Source organism: [Clostridium] aminophilum (assembly GCF_900101295.1).
Classification (GTDB): Bacteria; Bacillota; Clostridia; order Lachnospirales; family Lachnospiraceae; genus Clostridium_R; species Clostridium_R aminophilum_A.
Window position 1 is genome coordinate 9,259 of record NZ_FOIL01000002.1, and the last position, 12,095, is coordinate 21,353.

Genomic DNA, 12,095 nt, shown 5'->3' on the forward strand with positions numbered 1-12,095 from the left:
GATGGGACTTGAACCCACACGTGTATACGCACACAAGATCCTTAGTCTTGCCTGTCTGCCAATTCCAGCACTTCCGCATCTTTATTCTTTTCGTCTGCGCTCTCGCGCCGACCTCTGTATAATATCATCTCGTGCGGAATAATGCAAGCACTTTTTTAAATTTTTTATTTTGTTCTAATAAATGGTTCTATTTCAGTGAATTTCTGCCGGCTATCACTCTCTGGAGACATCAATCCCCGAACCAAGATAGCGGAGCATCGCAGTCTGGGGGCTGCCATCCTCCGGGAGTTCCAGCGTCGGTCCGTCGTATTCGATCACATCCTCGCAAAGCTTCGTGTACCGCTCTGCTTCCGCGATCGCCGGATATCCGTATTTGCCAAAGCGATAGTGCATCGGAACAACCACGGTCGGCTGAAGCTCATCCACCAGTTTTTTTACATCCTCCGGCTCCATGGTAAAGTATCCGCCGATCGGAACCATCATCACATCCAAAAAGCGAAGCTGCTCTTTCTGCTCTTCGGTCATCTCGCAGCCGAGATCGCCCATATGTGCAATGCGGAATTCACCGTCATCCAATACCCGGATGATGTTCTCACCGCGGTCGCGGCCCTGATTCCCGTCATGGAACGAGTGAATCTCGGTAATCTCCCACGGACACTCTTTTTCTGCTGCATTTTTCGTCAGTTCAACACCCCCAGCACCGTGATCTTTTCCGCCGTGATCATTGTGCTCATGGCTGCAGAGAACCCGATCGGCTGTCTCCCGAAGCGGTGCATACCCCGGCGCTGAGCCGTCAAGATACGGATCAAAAATAATCCGGTAATCCTCTTTCTCAAGTGCAAAGCAGCTGTGTCCCAGCCAGGTTAATTTTACATTTCCCATATTGTGCTTCCTTTCGTGCGCAGTCTGTTTCCTGTTCCGGACTTCCCGCGCGTTCACTCCTGTCGTCTTCTTCCATCCCTTATTATACCGCAAATCCACATTCCGCATAGAACAAATGCAGTTCCGTTTCTCTCTCAAAACCTTTTTTTCCGCATCATGCCGGCCCTCCGTATCGGCTCTCTATTCTGCATTGTTATTTTTCTTGAAAAAGATTATCTTTAATAGTATACAGAGTCTTTCACGTATCGGAGCTCTGTTCCCTTTAAAAATTCGGATGAAATAAGGCGGAATTGTCTATGAAAGGTTTCTGTGAAAAGAAATTCTATTCCATGCTGCTGTCCGGCACCTTCACCAAAGCGGTGATGTATCTGATGCTGCTCAGTGACAGCATCATTGCCGGCTTCTTTATCGGCGAGTCCGGCGTTGCCGGAATCAATGCGATCACACCGGTGACCGCCATTGTCACTTTCTTTGGTGATCTCGTATCAACCGGCGTCGGAATTGTCTATACGCGTGAAATCGGTGCGATGCGAAAGCAACGCGCAGACGAGATCTATTCCCAGGGCCTCAGCATCAGCATCGGCATCGGACTGATATCCGCGGCTCTGATTTTCATCATCCGGAGCCTGTATTTCGGTGTGAGCGGCATAACGGGAGAGACCCTTGAGAAAGCACTTCAGTATTACCGTTTTATCCCGATCAATGCGTTTTTGACGATTGTAATCTTCTATCTTGAGCAGATGGTCTACAGTGACGGGGATGAGCTCTGCAACAATATCTGCTACGGTTTTCAGATCGGCGGAAATATCATCTGCTCTGTTGTTCTGGCCGGATTTATGGGAATGACCGGAATTATCTTAGGCTCCGTGATCGGCAATGCTCTTGGTATTCTCACCTGTTTCTGGCACTATTTCCGCAAGAGCAGCACGCTGCACTTTGTATGGCATTTGTCCTTTAAAGATTTTCTTCTGACATCCAAATACAGCATTGTGGACTCTTCGGTATACATCTGCTGGGGACTGATGGACTACGTCATGATCGGGTTTATCTCCCGTCACTACGGGAATTCCGGCCTGATTGCCCTCGCTGTGGTCGTCAGCCTCATCGAATTCGGCGTTGTGATGGATGGTGTGGGAATGGCGATGCAGCCGCTGATCGGAACCTATTTCGGCGAAAAGAATCACAAACTCATCAAAAGGGTGATGCGTTCCGGCATAAAAGCAGCGGTCGCAGAAGGAGCATTGGCAACGCTGCTGATCTGGATCTTCTCCAGGCAGTTCTGCGGCCTGTTCGGCGTTTCGGGCGGTGAATCACTCACCTCGTCCATGACTGCCATCCGAATCGTCTCGCTTGGATTTATATTCTGCAGTTCGGTGTCACTTACAACCTCCTATTATATGCTGGTTGATCATATCGGCATGGCAACCGGCATCGCATGTATTCAGAACGGTTTCCTGTACATTTGCCTGCCAATCGTGGGATCCGTTCTTATCGGAAGCAACGGAATGTGGGCAGGCTTTGTCCTTGCCCCCATCCTGACGCTGATCTGCGCCATGTTCTATGTATATCAGCGATTCGGAAGGGAGAATTTCCCGTTTCTGCTGAAGGAGATGGATTCGGAGATCATTGTCATGGATGAGGTCCTTACCCCGGAAACCGCGTCTGCTCTCTCCGAGCAGACGGAACAGCACCTTCTTTCCCATCAGTATCCCAGTGATACCGCTCATCGCGCGGCGCTGTTTGCCGAGGAGATCGGCCTTTCGATTATCGAACGGAATAAGCAATCGAAGAAACCGCTCTTAATAGAGCTTTCCCTCTTCTTTGAAGACAGTGAGGTTCTTATCATCGAGCGCGATTCGGGTGTCCTGTTTGATCTGACCGATCCTGACGCGGAAATCAGGGGCTTGAGTGGATTCATACTCAGCGGGCTCATGGAAGCGCATCGCGAAAAGACTTATCTTGTGACTACCGGATATAACCGGAATATGATACGCTTCCGGCAGACAGCCCAAAACTGATATCACTCCGTTTTCCGGTTTTTCAGATAAAACTTTGCAAAATCCTCAAAGAAGTACGCATCCGGTTTCTCATCCGGATTAACTTTTTTGAAAAAACAGGACGGTATTTCACCCTGCTGCAGATTCTTCGCAACGCAGGGGGAACATCCCCTGTCATGATTGGCCGGATGACACGGACATTTCCGGTCGGTACAGGTGCAAAACGGACTGATGTTGCTCATAAATATCTCTCCTTTCAATGAGGCGAAGCATTTTCCTCTCCAAACCAAAAAAACGTCATTTCCTCTGCCTGCAAAGACCTGACGGCGGGGGAAATGACGTTGATCCCGTTACTCGGCAGCAACGGGCGCCTGCTTGTTTGATTTTCAGATTCTACCAAAAGATTTTCATTCTGTCAATGGCAGCGCTTCTCCAATAGCGCTTTCCAAAGAAATACCCGATAAATATCATTTCCACCCGGCAGTGTAATGACAGCACATGGTTGTCACGAGGATGGTATCCTACTTGCAGCCAGCATCTTCAACCGGTTCGACAGCCTTTATGACGCTTTATCGATAATCAAAACAGCCGTCGTTCTTTTCCTCTAAAGCCTTTATCATATGAAAAGTGAATTCGTTATACGGTGTCGCGATTCCCAGTTCCCTGCCCATACGAATGAGCGCCCCCGAAAACATATCGATCTCGGTGTGCCGTTTCGCGTCAAGATCCTGAAGGGTCGAGTATCTTGCCCATTTCTGAACCTTGCTTCCCCTGTTCGCCGAGGAATCCGCCAGGGACATATCGATCCCTTTTGCACTGGCAATCGCATCCAGTTCCCTTACAAGTCCTTCCCGGATTGCGGCAACATGGGCGCTGTCCTCGTATGCACCGACACCGACGCCGAGCATTGCCTGCGGAAGATTCTTGCCCACATTCAGCCGGAACTTGCTCCATATTTCCGGAAGTATGACATTGGTCTCCCGGTAATGGAGGCCGGTGCCTTCAAAAAGTTTTTTCAGCGCATCGGTGCGTTCCGTACTCCTGCCGTCTTTCTCCCCGTAGACAATTCCAAGGGTGGTTTCCGGATCAAAAATGATCCGGTTCTGTCTTCGTTCCGAAGCGACCTTAATCAGTGCCGGAACGATGTGTTCTTCACCGATGGCGGCCGCGATGATCTCCTCGCTGTCAACGCCGTTCATCAGACTCAACACTACGGTGTGTTCATCTGTGATTTCCCGGATATCCGGGACTGCCGCCGGCAGGGCATTATATTTTACAGCCACAATCACAAGATCTGCTCCATGTGCCTGTTCCGGTGTCATTACTGCGGGCCGGTAAAGTTTGTCATTGATGTTTAAGCCGTCCGTTTCAAGTCTTTTTTTGCGCTCTCCTGTGGCGACAACCGAAAAATCGATATGGTTCTTCCGGGAAAGCCCCCAGATAACATAGCTTCCGACAGCGCCCGCTCCGATAATTACGACTCTTTTAAACTCCATTGGATGATCCCCCGAACAACGTGGTCTGCCGGAACAAAGAGGAACGGTTCCATACGGAACCGGCCCCGATACTCTTCCGGTCAATTTTAAACTGACATTTTCCGCACCGTTTTATGCACCGATAAAGTAGAATCCCTGACCATCCACAACGCAGTGTGTCAGCTTAAATGACGGCTTTGACATTTTTTCGGAATAACCGTCGTACTTTCCGTATACCACAACCGTCTTTCCTTCAACCTTGGACTTGAGCTCATCGATCTGCTTATCCGCCGAGGAGATCAGAAGAAGCCACTGATTTCCATCCACATCGGTAAAATCAGCAGTGTATAAATTCAGGAAGGATTCGGCGCTCAGAAACGTGATGTTTGACATCGTTCCCTGAGAATACGCCAGCGTACCCTTTAAGTCCTCCGCTCCGGCAGCGGAATTAAACCGGCCGGGATCGGCCCAGCCGTATCCTGCCGAATCCGGATGTCCGTTTTCGGAAGCTTCAGCCGTATTCTTAGTCTGAACGATTCCGTTCACAACCCATGCACCATCCGCATTCACTTCCGATCCATCGATGGTCGTACTGGTCCGTGCATAACCGCTTATATCAAAATAATAGCACTCGGCGGTTCCGTCCCCGTTTCCGTCGATCCACTGCCAGGTGCGCGCAGAATAGTTTCCGCCGCCATTATCATACCGCCATCCGTTCGGGTCCTTTTTCCATTCACCCGCTGAAGCTGAAAAAGCAAAGATCAGAGAAGATAAAAGTGCAATCGGGACAACTTGTGATTTTCTCATAAATACTCTCCTTTTGTGGTATTCCTCTTCCTGAGTTTTTCATCTATATCTTATGATACACCAATTCCGTCGTTTGCAACAGATTATCGTCCTCCAAAACCTCCCGCTGTCACGGATTATGGGCAGTCCGCCATGAAAGCGCCGTCCGCAGGCGGACTTCGGCTCCCCATCCCCTCAGTCCTGAGGGGAGCCTCGCGGACTTTGCGCGCCGCCGCTGGTCACCGTTAGGTGACAGCTTCCTTACAGCGGCGTGCGCATCCTCGCGGAGCGTTTTTTTCATAGGGAATTTCGGAGAAATTTCCTATAAAAAAAGCCCGGTTCCTTGCGGAACCGGACCCGGTACGTTCATCCATGAACGATGCTCTTCATTCCATTACTTGTTCAGAGCGTTCTTTGCGCACTCAGCAACCTTTGTGAAGCCCTGTGCGTCAGTTACAGCCATGTCAGCCAGAACCTTACGGTTCAGGTCAACACCTGCTACCTTCAGACCATGCATAAGCTGGCTGTAGGAGATGCCGTTCATACGAGCTGCAGCGTTGATACGAGCGATCCAAAGCTGTCTGAACTGTCTCTTTCTCTGCTTACGTCCAGCGTATGCAGATGCAAGAGCTCTCATAACGGACTGTTTCGCTACTCTATACTGCTTGGAACGAGCGCCTCTGTAGCCCTTTGCAAGCTTTAATACTCTGTTGTGCTTCTTCTTAGCGTTTAAGCCACCCTTAATTCTTGCCATTGCTTTATATCCTCCTCAATCCTGTCAATTATAAGTACGGTAAGATCTTCTTCATTACCTTGCTGTTTGTGATATCGGTTACGATATCCTTTCTCAGGTTTCTCTTTCTCTTAGAAGTCTTCTTTGTCAGGATGTGGGACTTGTAAGCTTTATTTCTAACAAGCTTTCCTGTTCCGGTTTTCTTGAAGCGCTTTGCAGCTGCACTCTTTGTCTTGAACTTCGGCATGATGTAATTCCTCCTTGAATCAACGATTGATTATTTTTTTGCAGAAAGGAACAGAACCAGGGTTCTGCCTTCAACCTTCGCCGGCTTATCGATCACTGCGATGTCCGAAACCTTCTCTGCAAAATCATCAAGAATGTACTTGGACTGTGTCATGTGAGCCATCTCACGGCCACGGAAACGAAGTGTGACTTTGACCTTGTTACCTTTTTCGAGGAACTTTCTTGCGTTGTTCATCTTGGTATTCATGTCATTGTCATCGATGTTCGGTGACATACGAATCTCTTTCACCTCGATCGACTTCTGCTTCTTTCTGGCCTCTTTCTCCTTGCGGAGCATCTCATACTTATATTTGCCGTAATCGATGATCTTGCATACCGGCGGCTTCGCTGTCGGCGCAATCTTTACCAGGTCAAGCTCAGCCTCTCTGGCAAGTTTGTATGCGTCCTTAGAGGACATAATTCCGAGCTGTTCTCCGTTTTCACCAATCAAACGAACCTCCTTATCACGGATCTGTTCGTTAATCATTAAATCGCTAATGGCCGTGTACCTCCCATCAATTAAGCCAAATACATGTTGCGTCCGTCCGCCCGCTTCCCCTTCACCGCTGAAAGGATTCCTTTCCTTGCGGAGCGATTTTTGTGATCGGGAAATTCAAAGCTCTTACCTTTTACACAAAAAAAGCGACCGGACAGTCATCCGCTCACTCTCATAGTCCATGACTGCAAGTTCGGTGTTCAAGTACCGAGACCTGCCGCATTTTCCATATGAACCCCGTGTCACCTTCTGTGATGGGGTGAGGTGGATAACCTGCTTTCCTGATACTGTGTTTCTCACAGCACGTCTATATTAGCCTATCCACCTCATATTGTCAACCACATTTTTCCAAACAAACGCAGTTTCTGCCGCGGCAGCTTACTCCGCCTGCTTCTGTTCTTTCTCTTTTCTTGTCATTTCCGGCCAGATTGTCACAAGCATTGTGCCGTAACATGCCGCGCCGCCCAGCAAATTGGAGATCGGCTCCGCCGCAAAAACACCGTCCGTTCCCATGCCGAAGGCTCCCGGAAGAAGAAGGGTCAGCGGAACCACAATCATGACTTTGCGGAACAGGGAGAAAAAGATCGCCTGCCTTGAGCGGCCAAGTCCCACCGCCACGCTCTGGCCGGACATCTGCAGTGCCATGAAAATATATCCGAAGAAATACATCCGGATGGCCGGAATCGCCGCTGCAATCAGCTCCGGCTCCCGATTGAACAGACGGATGAAGAAGTCCGGGAAAAACCAGACAATCAGCCATACCGCGCCGGCATAAATCGAAGTGACCACGGTTGTGAAAAAAATGCCCCGCTTGACGCGCCCGTACTCTTCCGCGCCGTAGTTGAATCCGAGAACCGGCTGGGCGCTGTGGGTGATGCCGTGAACCGCCTGCTGCGCGATCTCACGAACCGAAGAGACAACCGTCATAACGCCGACATATAAGTCGCCGCCGTATGCTTCCAGCGTGGAATTGCAGCACATCTGAACCAGGCTGTTCGTCGCCAGCATGACAAAGCCGGAAAATCCCAGCGTCACGATCTCTTTTGCAATGCCCGGCTCGATGGAGAACACATATTTTTTCCGCAGCTTCAGGATGGCCTTCTCACCCGTGAGGAATTTCAGAATCCAGACTGTTGAGACCAACTGGGAAAGAATCGTCGCAAGTGCCGCGCCCTGCACCCCCATCTTCATCCCGAAGATAAAGATCGGATCCAGAATGATGTTCGTGATGGCACCGAACAGCACCGTCATCATCCCAATCGTTCCAAAGCCCTGTGCGTTAATGAACATATTCATGCCGAGTCCGGTCATAACGAAGACGTTGCCCAGCATATAGATCAGAAGGTATTTCTGTGCAAACGGGAAGGTCTGGTCGCTGGCACCGAGCAGATACAGCATCGGGCGGTGCACCAGAAAAAGAATCACCGTGAGAAGAAGTCCCGTTCCCAGTAGCATTCCGAAGGAATTGCCCATGATCTTTTCGGCCTTTTCATTGTTGCCGCTTCCTCTCTCAATGGAGGACAGCGGAGATCCGCCCATGCCGAACAGATTGGCAAACGCGCCGACCAGAGAAATAATCGGGAGACACAGCCCCAGTCCGGTAAGGGACAGCGTTGCATCTTCTGGAAGCAGCCCAATATAAACGCGGTCGACCACGTTATAGAGAATATTTACCAGCTGGGCAAGCGTCATGGGAATCGCAAGGCTGAGAATATTCTTTGCCATGGATCCCTTCGAAAAGTCATTCTGTTTGTTTTCCTGTTCCATAATCATCCTCCTGGCTCAGGCCGGAAAACCTTCGCGCCTGTCTGAGCCGCCTTCCAAAGTCCGAACCATTGCGTTCCGACTTCTCTATGAAAATCTGCCGGCTGCCGCAAAAAACCTTCCGCCCTTCGCGTCCCGTGTTCCTGCGGCCGGCCTGTCACAATAAAACCGGGGAAATGTCATCGTGCATTTCCCCGGTTCCTTCTGAATTATATGATATCCTTGTATCCGCGCTTCGTCAGATAAGAGCAAAATAACGGTCTTTCATGCAAGACAGAGAATAGCACGTTCCCTGAATTACGTCAAGAATTGCCGCCGAAGCTCTTCCCTGCGGGCCGGCGAGGCAAACGCCGCCTCTGCCGCATTGACCAGCATGTTTTTCTCCTCTTCCGGCGTGATTCCGAACACTTCTTCCACATACCGGAATTCCCCGGAAAGGGTCGTCCGCTCGATCGCCGGATCGTCGGTATTGATCGTCACCTTGATTCCGTTTTCCAGAAACGTGCGGATGGGATAATCTGCCATATCATCCACCGCATGGGTCTGCCGGTTGCTGGTCGGTGCCATCTCCAGCGTGATGTTCTTCTCGCGGATCAGACGCATCACCTCCGGATCCTGCGCTGCCCGAATGCCGTGACCGATGCGGACCGCTCCCATCTCGATGGCGCAGCGGACGCTCTCCGGTCCCGCCGCCTCACCGGCATGAAGGGTGAACGGAATGCCGTATTCCTTCGCCTTCGCAAACAGATTCCGGTAATCCTCCGTCGGGAAAAGTCCCTCCGCTCCGGCGAGATCCAGCGCCGTCACGCCGCCGTCATCCACCAGAAACTCTCTTGCCAGCTCAACCGTCTCCAGATTCTTCTCTTCCGATGCGCCCCGCATACAGCAGAGAATCAGGTTTGCCGGAATCGGCGCCCTGTGAAGTCCCTCAACCGCTGCCTGAATGACATCCCGCTGCGTAAGCCCCTTCTCTGTGCTCAGCTGCGGGGCAAAGCGGATCTCGGCATAGATCACACCGTCTGACGCCATGCTCTCCAGTACGAGCCGCACCGCCTCGCGGATCCCGGTCTCGGTCTGGAGATATCGTCCCGGAAGCTCAAAACATTTCAGAAAATCATTCAGATCCACACTGTCCGGCGGAAGCGAGATCATGGTCTCCAGTTCCCGGTCATCCGAAGCCGGAAGGGGAAGATTCTGCAGTTCCGCCAGTTTCTTCAGGATGTCCACTGTAATTGCACCGTCCAGATGCGCGTGGAGATCAATATACTTTTTCTTTTTTTTCCGGATTTTCATAATCTCATTCTCATAGCGGTCTTCCGCGTCGAGGAGTTCATTTTCGTCGACATCACAGCCGCCGAGGAAACATCCCCGCATCACGTCGGTAATCTGAAGTTTCGTCTCCGTGTTTATCGGCTCGGTCATCCGGATGGCAGTGAGCAGATTTCCGAACCCTTCGGCCGCATCGGCGGTCCGCTCCCCTTCAAACGCGATGCAGGCAACCGCATCCGTCTCTTCTTCAAAGATAAAACTCCGCAGATCCGGATATTTCATGAGAAATCCCGTCCGCTCATACATGTCCATCATCCAGTCGGCGAGCCGGCTCCAGATCATCAGCCGGACAAAATCCGCCTGTTTCTCCGTCTGCTCTTCCAGATTCAGGTAATCCAGTGCGTTTCTTCCGGGAAGAAAACTGTAATAGACCGTCCGTTCTTCCTCATTGATCTCGAGAATCCGCGCCGCCTTCATATATTTTTCGCGAAGCAGACGGCAGTATTCCACTGCATCCAGCAGTTCTTCCCTCGTCCGGTAAATGCGGCGCACCGCATAGGCAGACGGCTCCATCTTCTCCGGCTCCGGAAGTCCCGGTTCCGTCTCCCGGATTTTCACCAGGACTGCGCGGTGTCTTCCGTTGGCAAGTTCTCTTACTTCTTCCAAAATCTCCATCGTCTTATCCTCGCTTTATTCCTGCCCTTCATCTGTGAATCCGTCCTTCCCCGGTCTTTTTTGGGGCGGTCTTCTCAGTCATTCAGTATTCTCAGTATAACGCAGGATAATCCGAAAAGGAAACTTTTACTCCGCAACTCGCTTTACAAATGCTCTCACCGCTTCGAGATCCGCCTCGTCCGGGTGTCCCCGGTGCAGCAGATGAAACGATCCACGGCAGTAAAATTCATTGTCCGCAACCGCTACGCCCGCCCGCGCTGCCGCCGCTTTGACCGAAACGCAGGTTGATCGTCCGAGAGCGGATGTGCTTACATTGACGATTTTTCCGATCCGGTCTGCATTCTCTTCGATAAACCGGATCACATGCCGGTCCGCTCCGCCCCAGTACATGGAATTGCACAGAAAGAGAACATCCGCTGTTTCCTCGAGCGGATGGTCCACCGTCAGCGCCGGAACCTCCAGTTCAAGCGCTATTTCTTCTGCGATTCTCCGCGTGTTGCCGGACTGGGTGAAGTAACGGACCGCGTATTTCCGCTCTCCCGCGGAGGTCTGCGCCGCATTCCTCACGGCCTGCTCTGCCGCCGGAATGCGAATTCCCATATTCCGTATGGATGCGACCACCTGTGCTTCCGTTGCAGCCATATTTGCGGGGTCCATCATGGAATGTGACATACCGTTCAAAATAACAATATACATCCGGAGTTTCCGGCACAGTTCCGGATCTTCCGTGACATCTCTCCGGCCGGAGACATGTTCTTCCGAAATTTCCGGTTCTCCCGCCTCCTCGAGATAAGCGCGGAAAACCGCCGACTTTTCCGCCATCTCCCGGATCATGATATGCTCTTCAATGAAAAGTTCCGACATAACGCGGCCCTTGGTCAAAAGAGCCCTGGTATACAGCTGCTCCGAGAGCCGGTCGTGATGTTTTTCCACGTATTCGTTGATCGAATTGCTGAAATCCACAACCAGCTCTTCGATGTCATGCACCAGCTTCTTGTCCGGCAGCATTCTGTTGTGTTCGCGATCGTCCAGTTTATGCAGAAGGCGCTCCGCGTAGTGGCTGTAGGCTGCGAACCGCTCATCATTGATATTCAAACCGATTGCCGAAGCCATCATTTTCAGCTCCAGCAACAGTTCTCCGTATTTCTCCATAGCTTTCCTCCCGCCTGTTTTCCCAAAATGCATTCAGTGCGGTATCCTTCCAATTTAATCCTTTTTTTGTTTATTATAGCGATTCACATTCACAGAAGTTTCACACAATAAAGCGATAAAAAAAGCGAAAAGGAAATTTGACATTCCGCCAGAAAAAGCGTTATACTAAGAAACGGACTTTATGCCATGGGAACAATTCCCGGCAATAAGGGGCAGTAACGGTTTCGACAGGGACTTCGAAGCTGGTGAAGCTATCCGCATGCAATGCGTTAAATGGCAAAATTAAAATTAAACGCTAACAGAAATACTGTAGCTCTCGCTGCCTAATCGCAGCGTGTGTCAGCCTTAGAGCACTCACACTTTAAGAATCTGGCATCGAATATGTGAGAAACGACGATGAGAAGGTTCCGCATCATCGGGCGTATCAGGAACTACTGAAACTCTGAGGGTGTCTATCCCCGCGGGGCAGAGGGAATGTCAAAGGACAGACTATGATAGTAGAAGAACAGGGGACAGGTTTTTGGACACGGGTTCGACCCCCGTCTGCTCCACGACGAAACAGGGTTCTGAGCTTAATCGGC

Annotated in this window: 11 protein-coding genes and 1 other RNA gene; 2 read left to right on the forward strand and 10 right to left on the reverse strand. The window is 50.9% G+C overall.

The window, feature by feature from the left end; translation table 11 throughout:
* Positions 1-213: 213 nt before the first annotated feature.
* Entirely contained in the window at positions 214-882 is a 669-nt protein-coding gene (locus BMW41_RS00705) for an MBL fold metallo-hydrolase (protein ID WP_074648141.1), read from the reverse strand.
* A 296-nt stretch (positions 883-1,178) separates the two neighbouring features.
* On the opposite strand from BMW41_RS00705, the gene BMW41_RS00710 reads away from it, so the two are divergent.
* Complete coding sequence (locus tag BMW41_RS00710; RefSeq protein WP_074647915.1) at positions 1,179-2,900, forward strand: MATE family efflux transporter; 1,722 nt, start codon at positions 1,179-1,181, stop codon at positions 2,898-2,900.
* 2 nt (positions 2,901-2,902) lie between these two features.
* Here the strand turns inward: BMW41_RS00710 and BMW41_RS00715 are convergent, their stop codons facing one another.
* From BMW41_RS00715 to BMW41_RS14075, 9 genes are all read right to left on the reverse strand, one after another.
* Entirely contained in the window at positions 2,903-3,121 is a 219-nt protein-coding gene (locus tag BMW41_RS00715; protein ID WP_031473750.1) for a DUF6485 family protein, read from the reverse strand.
* Between the two features lie 327 nt (positions 3,122-3,448).
* A complete protein-coding gene (locus BMW41_RS00720; protein ID WP_074647919.1) occupies positions 3,449-4,375 on the reverse strand; it encodes a ketopantoate reductase family protein in 927 nt (308 codons plus the stop codon).
* 111 nt (positions 4,376-4,486) lie between these two features.
* On the reverse strand, positions 4,487-5,161 hold the full coding sequence (locus BMW41_RS00725) for a hypothetical protein (RefSeq protein WP_074647923.1): 675 nt from the start codon (positions 5,159-5,161) through the stop codon (positions 4,487-4,489).
* A 373-nt stretch (positions 5,162-5,534) separates the two neighbouring features.
* Positions 5,535-5,894, reverse strand: coding sequence for a 50S ribosomal protein L20 (gene rplT / locus BMW41_RS00730; protein WP_074647927.1), 360 nt, complete (start codon positions 5,892-5,894; stop codon positions 5,535-5,537).
* A 28-nt stretch (positions 5,895-5,922) separates the two neighbouring features.
* Positions 5,923-6,120, reverse strand: coding sequence for a 50S ribosomal protein L35 (gene rpmI, locus BMW41_RS00735; protein ID WP_031473743.1), 198 nt, complete (start codon positions 6,118-6,120; stop codon positions 5,923-5,925).
* 30 nt (positions 6,121-6,150) lie between these two features.
* A complete protein-coding gene (gene infC, locus BMW41_RS00740) occupies positions 6,151-6,645 on the reverse strand; it encodes a translation initiation factor IF-3 (RefSeq protein ID WP_031473742.1) in 495 nt (164 codons plus the stop codon).
* A gap of 387 nt (positions 6,646-7,032) precedes the next feature.
* Positions 7,033-8,421 carry an MATE family efflux transporter gene (locus tag BMW41_RS00745; protein WP_074647930.1) on the reverse strand — a complete coding sequence of 463 codons (1,389 nt, stop codon included), beginning with the start codon at positions 8,419-8,421 and terminating at the stop codon, positions 7,033-7,035.
* 294 nt (positions 8,422-8,715) lie between these two features.
* A complete protein-coding gene (gene add, locus BMW41_RS14875) occupies positions 8,716-10,362 on the reverse strand; it encodes an adenosine deaminase (protein WP_242870251.1) in 1,647 nt (548 codons plus the stop codon).
* Between the two features lie 126 nt (positions 10,363-10,488).
* Positions 10,489-11,514 (reverse strand): NADPH-dependent FMN reductase family protein, encoded by a 1,026-nt coding sequence (locus tag BMW41_RS14075; RefSeq protein ID WP_083378710.1) that lies wholly within the window; start codon positions 11,512-11,514, stop codon positions 10,489-10,491.
* Between the two features lie 209 nt (positions 11,515-11,723).
* Here BMW41_RS14075 and ssrA point away from each other — a divergent pair.
* Positions 11,724-12,068, forward strand: a transfer-messenger RNA (tmRNA) gene (ssrA, locus tag BMW41_RS00760).
* Positions 12,069-12,095: the final 27 nt, after the last annotated feature.